The sequence below is a fragment of the Actinomyces provencensis genome, from assembly GCF_900155435.1.
Classification (GTDB): Bacteria; Actinomycetota; Actinomycetes; order Actinomycetales; family Actinomycetaceae; genus Pauljensenia; species Pauljensenia provencensis.
Map to the genome: position 1 here is coordinate 249995 of NZ_LT700212.1, position 19017 is coordinate 269011.

The 19017-nt window shown below is 71.5% G+C and carries 11 protein-coding genes and 4 pseudogenes; 9 read left to right on the forward strand and 6 right to left on the reverse strand.

Annotation, left to right across the window (positions count from 1 at the left end; translation table 11 throughout):
* Positions 1 to 115: 115 nt before the first annotated feature.
* The 5 genes from BQ9890_RS01100 to BQ9890_RS01120 all read right to left on the reverse strand — a co-directional run bounded on the left by BQ9890_RS01100 (position 116) and on the right by BQ9890_RS01120 (position 5359).
* Positions 116 to 955, reverse strand: a complete 840-nt coding sequence (locus tag BQ9890_RS01100; protein ID WP_075888692.1) for a formate/nitrite transporter family protein — start codon at positions 953 to 955, stop codon at positions 116 to 118.
* Between the two features lie 113 nt (positions 956 to 1068).
* The gene (gene mnmA, locus BQ9890_RS01105) at positions 1069 to 2298 is read right to left on the reverse strand and encodes a tRNA 2-thiouridine(34) synthase MnmA (protein WP_078062138.1); all 1230 of its coding nucleotides are present in this window, start codon (positions 2296 to 2298) and stop codon (positions 1069 to 1071) included.
* Positions 2295 to 3536: a cysteine desulfurase family protein gene (locus BQ9890_RS01110; protein ID WP_230297758.1), complete on the reverse strand. Its 1242-nt coding sequence runs from the start codon at positions 3534 to 3536 to the stop codon at positions 2295 to 2297. Before BQ9890_RS01110 ends, mnmA begins: the two co-directional genes overlap by 4 nt.
* 21 nt (positions 3537 to 3557) lie before the next feature.
* On the reverse strand, positions 3558 to 4559 hold the full coding sequence (locus BQ9890_RS01115; RefSeq protein WP_075888694.1) for an electron transfer flavoprotein subunit alpha/FixB family protein: 1002 nt from the start codon (positions 4557 to 4559) through the stop codon (positions 3558 to 3560).
* A gap of 2 nt (positions 4560 to 4561) precedes the next feature.
* Complete coding sequence (locus tag BQ9890_RS01120; protein WP_075888696.1) at positions 4562 to 5359, reverse strand: electron transfer flavoprotein subunit beta/FixA family protein; 798 nt, start codon at positions 5357 to 5359, stop codon at positions 4562 to 4564.
* A gap of 139 nt (positions 5360 to 5498) precedes the next feature.
* Between BQ9890_RS01120 and glgX the strand changes: the two genes are divergently transcribed.
* From glgX to BQ9890_RS01135, 3 genes are all read left to right on the forward strand, one after another.
* On the forward strand, positions 5499 to 7817 hold the full coding sequence (glgX, locus tag BQ9890_RS01125) for a glycogen debranching protein GlgX (protein WP_078062139.1): 2319 nt from the start codon (positions 5499 to 5501) through the stop codon (positions 7815 to 7817).
* Positions 7818 to 7919: 102 nt separating this feature from the next.
* A complete protein-coding gene (gene trpS, locus BQ9890_RS01130) occupies positions 7920 to 9023 on the forward strand; it encodes a tryptophan--tRNA ligase (protein ID WP_075888698.1) in 1104 nt (367 codons plus the stop codon).
* A gap of 286 nt (positions 9024 to 9309) precedes the next feature.
* Positions 9310 to 10128, forward strand: a complete 819-nt coding sequence (locus BQ9890_RS01135) for a VIT1/CCC1 transporter family protein (RefSeq protein ID WP_078062140.1) — start codon at positions 9310 to 9312, stop codon at positions 10126 to 10128.
* A 73-nt stretch (positions 10129 to 10201) separates the two neighbouring features.
* On the opposite strand, the gene glgP is transcribed toward BQ9890_RS01135, so the two are convergent.
* A complete protein-coding gene (glgP, locus tag BQ9890_RS01140; RefSeq protein WP_075888700.1) occupies positions 10202 to 12826 on the reverse strand; it encodes an alpha-glucan family phosphorylase in 2625 nt (874 codons plus the stop codon).
* A 231-nt stretch (positions 12827 to 13057) separates the two neighbouring features.
* Here glgP and BQ9890_RS01145 point away from each other — a divergent pair.
* From BQ9890_RS01145 to BQ9890_RS15730, 6 genes and pseudogenes are all read left to right on the forward strand, one after another.
* Positions 13058 to 13897 (forward strand): annotated as a pseudogene (locus tag BQ9890_RS01145) (maltotransferase domain-containing protein); the annotation flags it as partial.
* A gap of 61 nt (positions 13898 to 13958) precedes the next feature.
* A pseudogene (locus BQ9890_RS16755) lies at positions 13959 to 14051 on the forward strand (hypothetical protein); the annotation flags it as partial.
* Between the two features lie 19 nt (positions 14052 to 14070).
* Positions 14071 to 15906 carry a maltose alpha-D-glucosyltransferase gene (gene treS / locus BQ9890_RS01150; RefSeq protein WP_078062141.1) on the forward strand — a complete coding sequence of 612 codons (1836 nt, stop codon included), beginning with the start codon at positions 14071 to 14073 and terminating at the stop codon, positions 15904 to 15906.
* A pseudogene (locus BQ9890_RS16760) lies at positions 15903 to 16862 on the forward strand (hypothetical protein); the annotation flags it as partial. The gene treS and the pseudogene BQ9890_RS16760, both read left to right, overlap by 4 nt.
* Before the next feature lie 248 nt (positions 16863 to 17110).
* Entirely contained in the window at positions 17111 to 18718 is a 1608-nt protein-coding gene (locus tag BQ9890_RS01160; RefSeq protein WP_230297759.1) for an alpha-amylase family protein, read from the forward strand.
* Between the two features lie 19 nt (positions 18719 to 18737).
* Positions 18738 to 19017, forward strand: a pseudogene (locus tag BQ9890_RS15730) (maltose alpha-D-glucosyltransferase); the annotation flags it as partial.

Below are 19017 nucleotides of genomic sequence, written 5' to 3' on the forward strand. Positions count from 1 at the left end.
CCAGGCCCTCCGGGGGGGGGCCGGGGGACCCCATGGGGCAGTACCGGGTCGCGCCCCCCCCCTGAGCCCGGCGCCCCCCGGGGGGCCGGGACGGCCCCCCGCCCCGCCCCTGCGTTCAGTCCAGGACAGTGCCGACAGCAGCGCCGGTGCCGGCATCCGCACCGGCGGGGTCGCCCTCGTCGACCTCCGTGCGCGAGGCCGTCCACATGGCCGCGCCCACGAACAGTGCCCCGCCCACGACATTGCCCACCAGCACCGTGCCCAGGTTGCGCCCGGCCTCCGCGAGCGTGGCACCGGGCACCCCGTGGACGAGCCCCAGGGCGAAGGTGGTCATGTTCGCCACGACGTGCTCCATGCCCGAGGCGACGAAGGCAGCCATGCACCAGGCCATGAGCACCATCTTCGCCACGTCGTTGCTGGTGCGCGTCACCGACCACATCGCCAGGCACACCAGCACATTGCACAGGACCGCGCGGAAGAACAGTTCGACGGTGGTCTTGTGGGCCTTGGCGGCGACCACCGCGGCCAACGCCTCGCCGGGCACTGTGCCGTCGGCCATGATGCCGCCCCCGCGCACCAGCAGGGCGAGGACGACCGCCCCGGCCAGGTTGCCCAGGAGCATGAGGGCGAAGGCCCGACCCGCCGGGCCCCACTCCACGGCCCGCTCCCGCAGGCCGATGGGCAGGATCATCATCGCCGAGGTCGCGAGCTCACCCCCGGCGAAGACGACGAGGATCAACCCGATGCCGAACACCCCGCCCTCCACCAGGGGCGACCAGGCGGAGCCCTCCAGGCGCAGCGGGCCACCGGCAGTGAGCATGAAGATGTCCGCCAGGCCGATGAAGACCCCCGCCATCATGGCGGCGACGAGGTAGTTGGCGGGGCGCAGGGCGCCGAGGGTCTTGTGGCGGGCGGCGGCGGACTGCGCCGCGATGTTCTCCGGGAGGGTCAGCACCCGGGAATCATCCCCGATCCGGACGCCCGGCCGCCATCCACACCCGGGGCACGATGCCCTCCACCGCGAGGGACGCGTCACAGGCAGGAGGAGGGCGGCCCGGGGTCGTGACCTCAGTCCCGGTGGGCGACGGCGTGTGCAGTCGCAGCGCTTCCCGCCCCGAACCACTGCGTGTCGTGCCCCGAGTGCACATCCCGGCGCCGGGCCGCGGTGATCGTCGCCTCGGCCAGCACGCGCGTGCCGCGGTAGAGCACCAGGGACTGTCCGGCGGCCACCCCGCGCACGGGCGCCGCGAGGTCGACCTCCAGACCGGCCGCCCCGTGGCGCACCCCTGTCACCACCGACGGCGTGCCGTGGGCACGCACCTGCGCGGTGAGTACCCCCTGGGGCACCTCGCACAGCCTGCGCCCCGCCATCTCCACCCCGAAGGCCGCGGTCGCCGCGGCATCGACTTCCAGTGCGTCGTCCCCGGCCACCAGGACCGGTGCGGCGCAGGTGATCGTGTCCACGCTCAGCAGCGTCGCAGCACCGACCACCACCGTGTTGGTCCCGGGCCTCGTCTCCAGCACGTAGCGGGGCTGCCCGTCGGGGGCCGGGTCCCCCAGGTGGAGGCCCCGGCGCTGGCCGACGGTGAAGTTCCAGTACCCACTGTGCTCGCCGACCACCCGGCCCTCGGTGTCCACGACCGCGCCCGGGGCCTCGCCGAGGTGGCGGCGCAGGAAACCACGGGTGTCCCCGTCGGGGATGAAGCAGATGTCGTAGGAGTCGGGCTTCGCGGACACACCCAGACCCAGGCGCTCCGCCTCTGCGCGGACCCAGGCCTTCGAGGGCGCATCCCCCAGGGGCAGCAGGACGCGGGAGAGCTCCTCGCGACCCATGACGGCCAAGACGTAGGACTGGTCCTTGGCCTCGTCCACCGCGCGGTGCAGTTCGGGGCCTGCGGGGCCGGTGACGATGCGCGCGTAGTGCCCGGTGCACACCGCGTCGAAGCCCAGCGCCCGGGCGCGCTCCGCGAGCTCCCGGAACTTCACGAACTCGTTGCAGCGCACGCAGGGGTTGGGGGTGTGCCCGGCGCGGTACTGCTCGACGAAGTCGGTGATGACCGTCTCCTCGAACTCCTCGGCCAGGTCCCACACGTAGAAGGGGATGCCCATGACCTCAGCGGCCCGGGCGGCGTCCCCGGCGTCCTCCACCGAGCAGCACCCCCGTGACCCGATGCGGCAGGCCTGGGGCTCCGACGACAGCGCCATGTGGACGCCGACCACCTCGTGGCCCTCGGCGACCGCCCGCGCTGCCGCCACCGCGGAGTCCACCCCTCCCGAGAGTGCCGCCAGGACCCTCATGCCCGGACCTCCGCCCGGGTGTGGTCGCGCCCGTCCAGGGCCTGCCCGGCCGCCAGCGCAGCAGGCAGGGCCGCGAGCAGGGCGTCGACGTCATCGGTGGTCGTGGAGTCCCCGACGGACACGCGCAGGACGCCCAGCGCCTCGCACTCGCTGCGCCCCATGGCCAGGACCACTGTCGAGGGACGCGTGACCCCGGCGTGGCAGGCGGAGCCCGCGGAGACCATGACACCTGCGGCATCCATGGCCATGAGCACCGCCTCGGGATGGGCGGTGTCGAGGCTGAGGTGCAGGATCGAGGGTGCGGTCACCGTGTCGGGCCCGATCGTCGGGCGCACGCCCTCCGGCAACCCGGCCAGCACGCGCTCGGTGAGGACGCGCATCCACTCCCGGGTGCGCCCGCGTTGCGCGACGACCTCGTCCAGGGCAGCGGCCAGGGCCACGGCGCCCGCCACGTCGACGGTGCCCGAGCGCACTCCGCGCTCCTGACCACCCCCGGGGCGGTCTCCCTGCAGGGGCACCCCGCGGCGCACCAGCAGCGCGCCCGTGCCCACGGGAGCCCCGAGCTTGTGCCCGCCCACCGACATCAGGTCGACCCCCAGGGCGTGGAAGTCCACGTCCAGGGTGCCCACGGCCTGTGCGGCGTCGGTGTGCACCAGGGCACGGGACGCGTCGGCGCCGGGATGCCCGGTCGTGCCCCCGCGTGCGGCCAGGGCGTCGACGAGGGCGGCCACGGGTTGCACGGTCCCGACCTCGGAGCACACGAGCGCCAGGGAGGCCAACGCCAGCCCCGGTTCCGCCCCGTCCAGCTCCCCCGGGTCCACGACGCTCACTCCGTCGGGTCCGAGCGGCAGCAGGTCCCAGTGGAACCCCTGGGCCTCGAGTCCGCCCCTCTGGGCACCCACCGCGTCGTGCTCGATGCGGGAGACCAGCACATGGGTACGTCGTGGGTCCCGCCCTCGTGAACCCCTCGCGCCCCCGGCGACGGCCAGCGCATCGGCCTCCGTCGCCCCGGAGGTGAGGACCACCTCGGCGCGCTCGGCGCCCAGGGCCGCCCCGATGCGTTCGCGTGCCTCCTCCAGCAGCAGGCGCGCGGCCCGCCCCCCCGCGTGCAGCGCGGCTGGATTGCCGGGCACGTCGCGCAGGGCGCGCGTGGTCGCGACCCAGGCCTCCAGGGCCGACTCGCGCACGGGGGAGGTCGCGGCGTGGTCCAGGTAGTGCTGGTGGGGCAGGCAGCTCACGGTGTGTCCATCCCCCGCTGCTCAGTTCCCCACGCCGGCAGCGCGCAGGGCCTCGATCGCCCGCGGCACCACCTCGAAGAGGTCCCCGACCACGCCGAAGTCCGCGATCTCGAAGATCGGGGCGTCCGGGTCGTCGTTGACGGCGACGATGTGCTGCGCGGACTGCATGCCCACCGTGTGGTGGACGGCCCCCGACACACCCAGCCCGATGTAGAGCTTGGGGGCCACCGAGACGCCGGTCTGGCCGATCTGGATGGCGCGGGGCACCCAGCCCTCGTCGGAGGCCACACGGGTGGCACCCACGGCACCGCCGAGCAGGTCCGCGAGCTCCTCGACCAGGGAGAAGTCGCCCTCCGTCCCACGCCCACCGACCACCACGGTCTGGGCGTCGCCCAGGGACACGCGCCCGGTCCCGGTCTGCTCCACGGAGGAGACCACGCGGACCGCGAGCGCCTCGGGTGAGTACTCCACCGGGACCGGCACGGCCTCCGGTCGGGTCGGCTCCGCCACGTCCTGGGCCTCCACGCTGGAGGGGCGCACCGCGATCACGGGCATGCCGCGGGTGACGTGGAACTTCGTGGTCCACGACCCGGCCAGCGCGGACTTGCGGGCCTGGAGCTCACCGTCGGCGACCTCCACGGAGGTCACGTCCACGGCTGCACCGGAGCTGAGCTGGGCGGCGAGGCGGGCGGCGACCTCACGGCCGCGGTAGTTGGACACGCACAGGGTGGCCCCGGCGCCGGGCACGTGTCCGAGACACGCGCGCACGGCATCGGCCACGACGGCCGAGACCCGTGGGGAGTGGTCACCGAGGTCGGGGACCAGGACGCGTCGGACACCCTGGGCGCCCAGCGCCGCCAGGTCGGGGGCGGGGTTCAGCGCCACGGCGACGACCTCGGCGTCGGTGAGGGACCGGGCGAGGGTGAGCAGCTGGGAGGAGGCCGGGGTCAGGGTGTACCCGGAGGCCTCGTCGCCGGTGTGGTCGGTGACCACCAGGACGGGGGCGTGCAGGAGCTGTGTCATCGTCACTTCACCTCGTCGAGCAGGTAGCGGGCCAGGCGCTCGCCGGCGTCACCGGAGTCGGTGACCAGGACGCCCTCGCTGCTGCGCGTGCGCGCCGACGCATCCATCACCTGGATGGCGGAGAGGGGCTGGTCGAGTTCGTCGCCCTCCTCGAAGTCGGAGAGGTCCTCCAGCGTCCACTCCTCCAGTGGCTTGGAGCGGGCGGCCTTCATGGTCTTGAAACTCGGGTAGCGCGGCTCGTTGATCTGGTCGGTGACGGAGACGACGACGGGGACGGCCGCCTCCAGGACGTCGTCGAAGCCGTCGGCGGAGCGCTCGATGCGCACGACGGGCACGGTGGCGCCGTCACGGACCTCCATCGCATGGGCCAGTCCCAGGAAGGGCAGGTGCAGCTGGGCGGCGAGTGCGGCGGGCATCATGGAGGTCATGCCGTCCAGGCTCGCCATCCCGGTGAGCACCAGGTCGACGGGCCCGTCAGCGCCGATCCTGCGGATGGCGGCGGCCAGGACGGCAGCCGTCCCGATGGCGTCGGAACCGGCGAGGCGTTCGTCGCTGACCAGCACCCCGCGGTCGGCACCCATCTGCAGGGCGCGCAGCACCGCGTCCCGGGCGTCCTCGGGGCCCATCGTCACCGCGACCACCTCGCCGCCGCTCCCCTCCACCAGGGACACCGCGGCCTCGATCGCGTTCTCGTCCAGTTCATTGAGCACGTCGTCCTCGCCGCGCACCATGTGTCCGTCCTCGAAACGGCGGTCGGACTGGGCGTCGGGGACGTGCTTCACACACACCACGATTCTCATGACCCCAGCGTGCCACACACCGACCCGGGAGCCCCCGACAGGATCCGGTCGTCCGCATCACGTCCTGCCCCACGACGTGCCAAGTAGACTCGCCCTCGGGCGCACCGCCCGGACACGCACCACCGACCTTCGAGGAGCCATGGGAACACGCAGCGACGACCGGACTGCGGACCCCACCGGCCCCGCACCCACCGTGCCCGCCCCCAACCCCACGCCGCAGCGCCTGGGTGTGCACGTGGCGGGGTCCGGGATCGACATCGCGGTGGTCGCCGAGCACGCCACCCGCGTCGACTTCTGCGTCATCAACGAGGGCGGCCCCCGCTTCGAACGACGCTGGTCCCTGCGGGGGCCGGACACGGGTGTGTGGCACGGGCACCTGGACGCCATGGGCGAGGGCCTGCACTACGGTTTCCGCGTCCACGGACCCTGGGATCCCGACGGGGGCCTCTTCCACAATCCCGCCAAGCTCCTCATCGACCCCTACACGCGGGGGTTGGAGGGCAGCCTCGACCTGGGTCCCGAGGTCCACGCCCACCAGGTCGACGACGACCTCTACCCCACGACCTACCCGCTGGTGAAGTCCGACCTCGACTCCGCGGGCCACGTGCCGACGTCGGTGGTGGTCGGACACCACTTCGACGTCGCCGAGAAACCACGGATCCCGTGGAACCGCAGCGTCATCTACGAACTCCACGTCAAGGGCTTCACCAAGAACCTGCCCGGTGTCCCCGCCGAACTGCGCGGGACCTACGCGGGACTGGCCCACCCCCGCTCCATCGACCACCTCCACTCCCTGGGTGTCACCGCGGTGGAACTGCTGCCGGTGCACGCCAAGCTGGACGAGTCCTTCCTCTCCGAGCGCGGCCTGACGAACTACTGGGGCTACTCCACCCTGAACTTCTTCACCCCTGAGCCCTCCTACGCCACCGCCGCGGCCCGTGCCCGGGGCGCGCAGGCCGTGGTGGACGAGTTCCGCGGCATGGTCTCGATCCTCCACCTGGCGGGCATCGAGGTCCTCCTCGACGTGGTCTACAACCACACCTGCGAGGGCAACGACTCAGGTCCCTCCCTGTCCTGGCGTGGTCTCGACTCCACGCTGTACTACCGCCACACGCCCTCGCGCCCCATGCAGATGGTCGACTGGACGGGGACCGGCAACACCGTGGACTTCGACCACCCGCGCAGCATGCAGATGGTCCTGGACTCCCTGCGCTACTGGTCGGGCGAGATGGGCGTCGACGGCTTCCGCTTCGACCTGGCCGCCACCCTGGGCCGTTTCTCCACCGGGTTCACCCCCCTGCACCCCCTGCTCGTGGCCATGGCCACCGACGAGGACCTCAGCCTGGACAAGCTCATCGCCGAACCCTGGGACGTCGGGCCGGGAGGGTGGCAGACGGGCAACTTCCCCGCCCCCTTCTCGGAGTGGAACGACCGCTTCCGTGACTCCGCGCGCGGATTCTGGCTCTCCGACCTCCGCAACCTCGTCACCGGGCGCTGGGCCTCGGGTCCCAATGAACTGGCCACGCGGCTGTCGGGCTCCGCGGACGTCTTCACCCACGGCCCGGGCAGGTTGCGCGGACCCCGGGCCTCGGTCAACTTCGTCACGGCCCACGACGGGTTCACCCTGGCGGACCTCACCGCCTACGACCACAAGCACAACATGGCCAACCTGGAGGGCAACCGGGACGGCTCCTCCAACAACCTCTCCTGGAACCACGGCCTCGAGGGCGCGGTGGCGTCCTCCCTGCTCGACTCGGACGCGCGTGACGCGGCCGGGATCGTGGAGGACATCTTCCCCGCACGCCAGCGCAGCCAGCGCAACCTGCTGACCACCATGCTCGTCTCCGCGGGCACCCCGATGATCACCGCGGGTGACGAGTTCCAGCGCACCCAGTACGGCAACAACAACGCCTACTGCCAGGACGGGCCGATCTCGTGGTTGGACTGGGACCTCTCCCGCGACCAGCTCGACCAGGTGGCCACCACACGGTGGCTGCTCTCCCTGCGACGGTGCCACCCGGTGCTGCGCCCCGAGACCTTCGCCACCGGCGTCCCCGTCCCGGGCGACACGATCGCCGACGTCGGCTGGTACACCCGCAAGGGGACCGGCATGCCACAGGGCGGGTGGTCGCGCGAGGAGAACCGGGTCTTCCAGATGCTGCGCTCCGGGTTGGCGCACGGGGACCGGGACGCCCTCGTGGTCGTCAACGGCACCTCCTCCACCCGGAAGGTCACGCTGGCCCACGGGCACGGTCTCGACTGGTTGGTCGTCATGGACACGTCCTGGTCGGATCCCTCCGACGGGGGCATCGACGTCTCCCGCGACATCGGGACGCTGCCCTCCCGGCTGGAGCGGGTGGGCACGGGTTCGACGATGCGGGTGGAGCCCCTCTCGATGCTCGTCCTGCTCTCCGTGGAACCCCCCACCCCCACCGACGCACGCGTGCAGCCCGACTGACCCCCGGGGCACGCCCCCTCCCGCCCCCGACCGACACCGGCCGTGTGCGTGCGGGTGCGGGCGCCCGGACGTCCCCGTGGGCAGGCGGGCTAGAATCCTCGGGTGACCACGACCAGCGAAGACCAGCTTGCCAACTCCACGAATGAGGCGTCCCTCCAGCGCACCCGTGCGCGATCCGAGCAGATCGACCTCGCCATCGCTGAGGACCCGTCCCGTTTCCGTGTCCTCACGGGCGACCGGCCGACGGGTCGCCTCCACCTGGGGCACTACTTCGGGACCCTGCGCAACAGGGTGGTCCTCCAGGACCGCGGGGTGGACACGTGGGTGGTCATCGCGGACTACCAGGTCATCACCGACCGCGACGTGGTCGGCCCCCTGCGCGAGCGGGTCCTGGGCCTGGTCACCGACTACCTGGCGGCCGGTCTGGACCCCGAGCGCACGACGATCTTCACGCACTCCTCGGTCCCCGCACTCAACCAGCTCATGCTTCCCTTCCTGTCACTGGTGACGGAGTCCGAACTCCACCGCAACCCCACCGTGAAGGCCGAGCTGGAGGCCACCGACGGTCGCGCGATGTCGGGCCTGCTGCTCACTTACCCGGTCCACCAGGCCGCCGACATCCTCTTCTGCAAGGCCAACCTGGTGCCGGTCGGCCAGGACCAGCTCCCCCACCTGGAGCAGACCCGCCTCATCGCCCAGCGCTTCGACCGTCGCTACGGACGCGCCGAGCAGGACCACCCCGTCTTCCCGCGCCCCGATGCCCTGCTCTCCGCCGCCACCCACGTGCTGGGGACCGACGGGGTGAAGATGTCGAAGTCGCGCGGCAACACGATCGAGCTCGCGATGACCGCCGACGAGACCGCGAAGGCCCTGCGCAAGGCGAAGACGGACGCGGACAGGGTCATCACCTACGATCCCGAGCACCGTCCCGAGGTCTCCAACCTGCTGCTCATGGCGTCCCTCGCCACGGGCGAGGCCCCCGAGGCGATCGCCGAGCGCATCGGGGACAAGGGGGCGGGCACCCTCAAGGCCGTCGTCACCGAGGCCCTCAACGAGATGCTGGCCCCCATCCGGGCGCGTCGCGCGGAGCTGGCCGGTGACGAGGCCTACCTGCTCGACGTGCTCCACGCCGGCAACGAGAAGGCCAATGAGCGCGCCGACCGCACCCTCCACGAGGTGCGCGAGGCCATGCACATGATCTACTGACTGACGCCCTCAACCGGACCCCGCCCTCGTCGGCGGGTGTCGCCTCCGCCCTCGTCGCCCCGCGCGTACGAGGGCGGACCCGTATCCGCGCCCGGTCGGCGGGCACTGCACGACTGCCCGCACTTGACCGGACGGTCACGCACGGATGTCCGTCGCCGCACCGTCGGAGTGGGACCTTCGGCCCACGCGCAGCTGGTCAGGGGCCTGTGTGAAGGTGCCCCTCAGGTGCCACAGGAGTGCCTTCCCTTGCTGGAACACGCCGTCTGACCAGCGATAACGTTCAGTCATGGCCATCACGTCACTGCTTCCCTCCCTCGTCGGTCGACTCCAGGCGGACCGGCGACGCAATACGCGCACCCGACGGGCCGGTCAGCTTCCGGAGGGTTCGGAGGCCGCGCGGCACGAGGAGGGCGAACCCTTCGGCGGCGGTTCCATCACCCAGCGCCTCAACTGGCTGCGCGCCGGGGTGCTGGGCGCCAATGACGGGATCGTCTCCATCTCGGGCCTGCTGGTCGGTGTCGCGGCCGCGGACCCCACCAACACCTCCGCCATCGCCATCGCGGGCACCGCGGGAATCGCCTCCGCGGCACTGTCGATGTCCGTGGGCGAGTACGTCTCGGTCTCCACCCAGCGTGACACCGAACGCCAGCTCGTCATCGAGAAGCGTGCCGACCTCGCCCGCGATCCCCAGGGCGAGGAGAACCGTCTCACCCGCATCTGGGAACAGAAGGGCCTGAGCTCCGCCACTGCCAGGACCGTCGCCCAGGAACTCTCCGAGCGCGATGCCGTCGGCGCCCACCTCACGGCGGAGCACAACATCGATCCCAACGACCTCACCAGTCCGTGGGCCGCGGCGCTGAGCTCGCTCGTCGCCTTCGTGGCCGGCTCCGCCCTGCCCTTCCTCACCATGCTCGCCTTCGGGCCCCAGGTCCGCATCCCCGCCACCATGTTCGCAGTGCTGGTGGCGTTGGCCGTCACCGGTTGGGTGAGCGCCTGGCTCGGCGAGGCACCCCGCACCCGCGCGGTGCTCCGCCTGGTGCTGGGTGGTGCCGCCGCGCTGGCGCTGACCTATGGCATCGGCCACGTCTTCGGGGTCAGTGCCTAGCCCCCGCGGTCACGCACGGCAAGGGGCCCGGACGACGGCAGTCGTCCGGGCCCCTCGTGGTCCTACCGGGAGATCACTCCCCGAAGGTCGTGTGCTTCTCGGAGACGACGGAGGAGGGCTCGGCCACGGAGACGAGGCCCAGCTCGGTGACCCCCGCCATCAGCGGGTTCCAGGGCACGACGCGCACGGCGTAGCCGAAGGACCCGGCGGCGTTGAGCTCCTCGGTGCCCCGGAACTCCCAGCGCCCGTCCCCGAGGTCCCCCACCGGGGACAACTCGGCGGTGACGAAGTCGTGGATCTCGTCGTCGGATCCCACCGGTCCGGCCAGCACCTGGACGCGGACGTCCTCGGGCCGCAGGGCCCCGAGGTGGACCTGAGCCCTGACCTGCACCTCGTCGCCGATCTGCGCGACGTCGGGGGTGTGGACCTCGACGTAGTCGACGTGGACCTCACCCCAGTGGGAACGCACCTTCCACTTCCACTCGGCGAGGGCACGGGCGGCCTCGTGGCCGGGCACGTCGATCGTTGCGGAGGCACGGGCGACGGGGGTGTAGAGCTGCTCGACGTAGTCGCGGACCATGCGGGTCGCCTGGACCTTCGGGCCCAGCGTCGCCAGCGTGTGTCGCATCATCTCCATCCAGCGCCTGGGCACCCCGTGCTCGTCGCGTCCGTAGAAGCGCGGCGCGACCGTGTTCTCGATGAGGTCGTAGAGGGCGGCGGCCTCGATGCGGTCACGCCGCTCCGGGTCCTCCACGCCGTCGGCGGTGGGAATCGCCCACCCGTTGGCCCCGTCGTACATCTCGTCCCACCAGCCGTCGAGCACCGACAGGTTGAGCGCCCCGTTGAGGGCGCACTTCATGCCGGAGGTGCCCGAGGCCTCCAGGGGGCGCAGCGGGTTGTTCAGCCACACGTCGCAGCCCGGCATCAGGGTCTGGGCCATCGCGATGTCGTAGTTGGGCAGGAAGACGATGCGGTCACGGACCTTCGCGTTGTCGGCGAACTGGACGAGGCGCTGGATCAGACTCACACCCAGCTCGTCGTCCGGGTGGGACTTGCCGGCCACCACGATCTGGATCGGGCGCTCGGGGTCGGTCAGCAGACGCGTGAGCCGTTCGGGGTCGTTGAGCATGAGGGTGAGGCGCTTGTAGGTGGGCACCCGTCGCGCGAAACCGATCGTGAGCACGTCCGGGTCGAGCACGCCGTCGATCCAACCGAGCTCTGCCGGGGAGGCCCCGCGCTCAATCCAGGAATCGTGGACACGGCGACGCGCGGAGTGGACCAGGCGCTCACGCAGCTCGTGGCGCTGGGCCCAGAGGACCTCGTCGGGGATGCCCCCCTTGTCCTCGGGCTTGAGCCATCCCTCCCCCGAGGCGATCTCCTCAGGCGTGAGGTACTCCTCGGCCTTGGCCTGGAACGAGGGCGCGCGCCACGTCGGGCCGTGCACACCGTTCGTCACGGAGGTGATCGGGACCTCCTCGACGTCGAACCCGGCCCACAGGGCCGAGAACATGCGTCGCGAGACCTTTCCGTGGAGCTTGGCCACCCCATTGGCGCGGCGCGCCATGCGCAGGCCCAGGACCGCCATGTTGAAGACGTCGGGGTTGCCACCGGGGTAGGACTCGTTGCCCAGAGCCACGATGTCCTCCGTGGAGGCCCCCGGGAGGGGGATCGCGTCCAGGTAGCGTGAGACGAGCCCACGGTTGAAGCGGTCGATACCGGCGGGGACCGGAGTGTGCGTGGTGAACAGGGTCCCCGAACGCACCGCCTCGATGGCCGCGGCCAGACCGAGGTGTTCCCCGCCCTCCATCAGCTCACGCAGACGCTCCACCGCGAGGAAGCCGGCGTGGCCCTCGTTGCAGTGGTAGACGGTGGGCGAGGGAGCTCCGGTCAGTCGCGAGTACAGGCGCAGCGCCTTGACACCACCGACGCCCAGCAGGAGCTCCTGCTCCAGGCGGTGTTCCTGGGAGCCGCCGTAGAGCCGGTCGGTCACGGTGCGGGACACCGGGTCGTTCTCCGGGACGTTGGAATCCATGAGGAGCAGTGGGACACGCCCGACCTGGGCTACCCAGACCTGGGCGTTGAGGGTGCGCTCACCGGGCAGGGGCACCGCGATGCGTGCGGGCGTGCCGTCCTGCTCGCGCAGGAGGGTCAACGGGAGGTTGTTCGGGTCGATGAGCGGGTAGGTCTCACGCTGGTACCCGTCGCGGGTCAGCGACTGACGGAAGTATCCGGACTCGTAGAGAAGACCGACACCGACGATCGGCACGCCGAGGTCGGACGCGCTCTTGAGGTGGTCGCCGGCGAGGATGCCGAGTCCGCCGGAGTACTGCGGCAACACGGCGGTGATGCCGAACTCCGCGGAGAAGTAGGCGATGGCCTCCGGCTTGCCCTCGGCGTGGAAGTCGGACTGGTACCAGCGGGGCTCGCTCATGTAACGGGCGAGGTCGTCGGCGAGCTCAGCGGCACGGTCGACCACGGAGGAGTCGGCCGCGAGCTGTCGGAAGCGCTCGGTGCCGATCTGGCCGAGCAGCGCGATCGGATCGCCGTGGACACGCTCCCATGCCTGGGGATCGAGGGAGGCGAAGAACTCCGCGGTGGGTGCGTGCCAGCACCAACGCAGGTTCCTGGCGAGGGTGTCCAAGGGGGACAGCGCCTCGGGAAGGACTGTACGGACGGTGAAACGTCGAATGGCTCTCATGCGCTGCAGTGTATCCGCCGCATCCGCCGATGGGGAGGGCGTCCGGATCCGGCACCCCCGGATGTCACCGATCGCACGGGCCGCATCCGCCCGAGCGGCGGTTGACATCCGGCGTGTCCGACTGGCGGACACCCCGGGACGGATCGCCCCGTCGCAACGGCGCCAGCGGACACCTCGGGGAGAGTGTGCGCCGGGGCACACGAGTCCGCCACGGCCACTACTGTGGGTTCCGTGAGCCAGACGAGACCAGCACAGCCCCGCACCTCCTCCCCCTGCGACCACCCCGACCTCCCCCGGATCCCGGCGCTCGAACTCTTCCCGGTCGTCGAGGGCGGACGTCTGCCCGCCAAGGCCACACAGGGAGAGCCCTTCCCGGTCCGCGCCACCGCATTCCGCGAGGGACACGATGCCTTCGGCGCGGAGGCCGTGCTCCTGCGACCCGACGGCAGTGAGCACTCCCGCACCCCCATGGTGGGGATCGCGCCGGGCCTGGACCGCATGGAGGCCTGGGTCATGGCCGACGGGACCGGGGAGTGGTCCTTCCGCATCGACACCTGGTCAGACCCCTACGCCACCTGGCGCCACGACGCCACCATCAAGGTCGACGCCCGCATCGACGTCGACCTCGCCCTCGAGGAGGGCGCCCGGATCCTGGAGCGCGCGGCCCGCGGCGAGGCGCACACGAACCCCGCCCAGACCCCCCCTCCGCCGCAGGACGTCGAGGTGCTCACGGCCGCCGCCGCCCAGATGCGTGACACCTCCCGCTCGGCGCAGCAGCGCCTCTCCGCAGGCATCTCCTCGCGGGTGCGCGCGGTCTTCCGCACCCACCCCCTGCGTGACCTGCTCGGGCACACGGAGTCCCAGCCGCTCCTGGTCTCGAGGCCCCGGGCCGTGCACGGCTCCTGGTACGAGATCTTCGCCCGCTCCGCCGGTGCGTTCCAGAACCCGGACGGGACCTGGGTCTCGGGCACCCTGCGCACGGCCGCCCAGGACCTGCCGCGCATCGCCTCCATGGGCTTCGACGTCGTCTACCTCACCCCCGTCCACNGGCGCGGACTCCGTCGACAGCGCACCGGGTGGTCCGCGCCTCCAGGTCGTCGACGAGCTCGACGGCACCTCCTACACCTGGGGTCCCTCCAACTTCGTGCACCTGGGTCCCTGGACACGCCTCGCGCACGTCATGGCGGTGGACCCGCCCTCGCACCACTCCCCCTCCGCCCACTGAGACCGCAGGACGACACCACATGACCGATCCCTTCGCACAGAGCGGCGCACCCCTGGGCACACCACCGGGCGTTCCCCCCAACCCGGCCCCGGGGCCCGTGGGTGACCCGTCCGTGACCGGTGCGATCCCCCTGGTCCGTGCGACCCCGCCCCCACCGCCGCCCTCCACGCCCACGACGGGTGCACGCCCGCTCCCCCCGGTCTCGGACGACCCCCAGTGGTACCGACGCGCCGTCTTCTACGAGGTGCTCCTGCACTCCTTCGCCGACTCGGACGGGGACGGTGTGGGCGACTTCCAGGGCCTCATCTCCCGCCTCGACTACCTCCAGTGGCTCGGCATCGACGCCGTGTGGGTGCCGCCCTTCTTCCCCTCCCCCATGGCGGACGGCGGGTACGACATCGCCGACTACACGGGCGTCGACCCCCGCTACGGCACCATGGAGGACTTCCGTCTGCTGGTCATCGAGGCCCACTCCCGCGGCATCCGCATCGTGGTGGACATGGTCCTCAACCACACCTCCGACCAGCACCCGTGGTTCCAGGCCTCCCGGCGGGACCCCTCGGGTCCCTACGGAGACTTCTACGTCTGGCGCGACCGCCCCTCGGAGTACCTCGATGCCCGCGTGATCTTCGTCGACACCGAGGACTCGAACTGGTCCTGGGACCCTGTGCGCCGACAGTTCTACTGGCACCGCTTCTTCAGCCACCAGCCCGACCTCAACTTCGAGAACCCTGCGGTGCGTGAGGCCATGCGCGACGTCGTGCGCTTCTGGTGCGCGACCGGGGTCGACGGCTTCCGCCTCGACGCGATCCCCTACCTCTTCGAGGAGGACGGGACGATCTGCGAGAACCTCGAGCCCACGCACCGCTACGTGGCGAGCCTGCGCGAGATGGTGGACCACGAGTTCCCCGGCACGGTGATGATCGCGGAGGCCAACCAGCCTCCCCATGAGGTCGTCGCGTACTTCGGCACGGACGACGCCCCCGAGTGCCACATCTGCTTCCACTTCCCGATCATGCCGCGCATCTTCGCGGCCCTGAGGGAGGAGTCCAGCTACGGCCTCCGCGAGGTCCTCGCCGCGACCCCGCCCCTGCCCAAGGGCGGACAGTGGGGCACCTTCCTGCGCAACCACGACGAGCTCACCCTGGAGATGGTCTCCGAGGAGGAGCGCCAGCGGATGTACCACTGGTACGCCCCGGAGCCGCGCATGCGCGCCAACGTCGGCATCCGCCGCCGTCTGATGCCCCTGCTGCGGGGGTCGCGCCGCGAGGTGGAGCTGGCGGTCGCCCTGCTGCTGTCGCTGCCGGGTTCGCCCTTCCTCTACTACGGGGACGAGATCGGGATGGGGGACGACATCGACCTGCCCGACCGCAACGGCGTGCGCACACCCATGCAGTGGGACGACTCCCCCGGGGCGGGATTCTCCAGTGCCGACCCGGATGCGTTCTACCTGCCCCTGGTCTCGGCCCCCTTCTACGACCAGCGCGCCGTCAATGTCGCCGAGCACCGCACGAGGGCGACCTCCATGCTCAACTGGACGCGGGCGATGCTCCTGACACGCCGTGCCCACCCGGCCTTCGGCATCGGCTCGATGAGCCTGCTGCCCACCTCCGACGACGCCGTGCTCGCCTTCCTGCGCCGCGACGAGGCCGAGACGATCCTGTGCGTCAACAACCTCTCGACCACCCCTCGTTCGGCCACCATCCACCTGCCGGGCATGTCGGGGTGGCGGCTCGCCGACATGGGCTCCGGCAATCCCTTCCCCCCTGTCGGTGAGGACGAGGCCGTCGACATCACCTGTGCGCGCCACGGCTTCTACTGGCTGTCCGTGTCCCTGCCCAAGGAGGAATCATGAGTGCGTCCTGGCCCCCCGACGTCGACCTGCTCGACGTCATCGAGCCCTGGCTGCGGACCCGGAGGTGGTTCCCCGGCGATGACACCTCGGAACTCGAGCTCCTGGAGAACATCGACCTCTCCCAGGACTCCGCACCGGCCGTCTGGGACGGGTCCCAGCCGCTGGAACCCGTGTGGATCTCGCTGCTGAGGGTGGGGACCGCGGTCCTCCAGGTCCCACTGGTCCTCACCGGCACCCGCCCCGTGGGCGCCGCCGGCGTCATCGACCGGGTGGCCGGGGCCTGGCTGGTCGACGGGCCACAGCACCCGGCGTTCCTGCGCGCGTGGGCGCGACGTGCCCAGTGCGACCTGGGTGACCCGGACACCCTGACCCCCGGGATCCTGGAGCAGGCCGGACGCGCCCACCTGCTCACGGGTGAGCAGTCGAACTCCTCCGTCCTGCTGCCGGGTCCTGCACCTCGCGGTGTGCTCAAGGTCTTCCGCGTCATCGCTCCCGGCACACACCCCGACCTTGAGGTCCCCCTGGCACTGGCCCGCTCCGGGTGGGGCAATGTCCCCGCTCCCCTGGCGCACACGGAGGTCCGGGTGCCCGACGACCCCTCCAGCGAGGAACGTCGGGGCGGACCGGCGGTGTCGGGGATCCTGGCGCGCCTGGTCGAGGACGCCCGCGACGGCTTCCAGTTCTTCGTCTCCCTGGCGACCGGCGCCGAGGACCCGACGGGTCAGGCCCGGGAACTCGGCGCGGTGACCGCACGCATGCACGACCACCTGGCCGAGATCTTCGGACGCGGTGTCCCGGGGTCGGGCAGCGCCCTCGCCGACCGCATCACCGGCAACCTCCGCGCAGCGGCGGCCGAGGTCCCCGAGCTCGCCGACGACCTCGTCGACCGCCTCAGTGACACGGTCGCCCGCGTGGCCGACCTCGGGGAGCTCCCCCCGCCCATCCGGATCCACGGCGACTACCACCTCGGCCAGACCCTGCTGGGGAGCGAGGGCTGGTTCGTCCTCGACTTCGAGGGGGAACCCCTGCGTCCCCTGGAGGAACGACGGCGCCACGACCTGGCCCTCCGCGACGTCGCAGGGATGCTGCGCTCCTTCGACTACGCCCGCGCGCAGGCCGGGAGGGATCCCTCGTCGGCGCCACGCCATCCCANGAGGCGCACACGAACCCCGCCCAGACCCCCCCTCCGCCGCAGGACGTCGAGGTGCTCACGGCCGCCGCCGCCCAGATGCGTGACACCTCCCGCTCGGCGCAGCAGCGCCTCTCCGCAGGCATCTCCTCGCGGGTGCGCGCGGTCTTCCGCACCCACCCCCTGCGTGACCTGCTCGGGCACACGGAGTCCCAGCCGCTCCTGGTCTCGAGGCCCCGGGCCGTGCACGGCTCCTGGTACGAGATCTTCGCCCGCTCCGCCGGTGCGTTCCAGAACCCGGACGGGACCTGGGTCTCGGGCACCCTGCGCACGGCCGCCCAGGACCTGCCGCGCATCGCCTCCATGGGCTTCGACGTCGTCTACCTCACCCCCGTCCACCCCATCGGCACGACCTTCCGCAAGGGGCGCAACAACACCCTCGAAGCCACCGCGGAGGACCCGGGTTCCCCCTACGGCATCGGCTCCCCCGAGGGGGGACACGACGCCATCCACCCGGACCTGGGCACCTTCGAGGACTTCGACGCCTTCGTCGCGGCCGCAGCGGACCTGGACATGGAGGTGGCCCTCGACTTCGCCCTGCAGTGCTCACCGGACCACCCGTGGGTCAAGGAGCACCCCGAGTGGTTCACGACGCGCGCGGACGGCTCCATCGCGTATGCGGAGAACCCACCCAAGAAGTACCAGGACATCTACCCCCTCAACTTCGACAACGACCCGGAGGGGATCCACCGCGCCATCCGCGACCTCCTGGAGCTCTGGATCTCCCACGGGGTGAGGATCTTCCGCGTCGACAATCCCCACACCAAGCCCGTCAACTTCTGGCAGCGCCTCCTGCGCGAGATGCACGCGGACCACCCCGACGTGCTCTTCCTCGCGGAGGCCTTCACCCGTCCCGCCATGATGCGCACACTCGGGATGGTCGGTTTCGACCAGTCCTACACGTACTTCGCCTGGCGCACCGGGAAGGAGGAGATCGAGGACTACCTCCGTGAGCTCTCCGCCGGAACCGCCCACGTCCTGCGCCCGACCTTCTGGCCCACCACCCACGACATCCTCACGCCCCAGATGACGACGGGGGGCACCGCGATCTTCGCGATCCGCGCCGTCCTGGCGGCCATGGGCTCACCGAACTGGGGGATCTACTCCGGGTACGAGTTCGTCGAGAACGTGCAGCGCCCCGGTTTCGAGGAGCAGATCGACAACGAGAAGTACGAGTACCGGCCGCGGGACTGGGAGGCGGCCGATGCGACCGGCATCCCGCAGCTGCTCACACTGCTCAACGGCGCCCGTTCGCGCCATCCCGCCCTCCAGCAGCTCCACCAGCTGACGGTCCACCCGACGTCCCACCCGGACCTGTTGTGCTTCTCCAAGCACGTGCCCGCCCGCTTCACCGACTCCGGCCACTCCGACACCGTCATCGTCGTGGTCTCGCTCGACCCCCACCACGACGTGGAGGGAAGTGTCGAGCTCGACCTGTCCGCGCTCGGCGCGGACTCCGTCGACAGCGCACCGGGTGGTCCGCGCCTCCAGGTCGTCGACGAGCTCGACGGCACCTCCTACACCTGGGGTCCCTCCAACTTCGTGCACCTGGGTCCCTGGACACGCCTCGCGCACGTCATGGCGGTGGACCCGCCCTCGCACCACTCCCCCTCCGCCCACTGAGACCGCAGGACGACACCACATGACCGATCCCTTCGCACAGAGCGGCGCACCCCTGGGCACACCACCGGGCGTTCCCCCCAACCCGGCCCCGGGGCCCGTGGGTGACCCGTCCGTGACCGGTGCGATCCCCCTGGTCCGTGCGACCCCGCCCCCACCGCCGCCCTCCACGCCCACGACGGGTGCACGCCCGCTCCCCCCGGTCTCGGACGACCCCCAGTGGTACCGACGCGCCGTCTTCTACGAGGTGCTCCTGCACTCCTTCGCCGACTCGGACGGGGACGGTGTGGGCGACTTCCAGG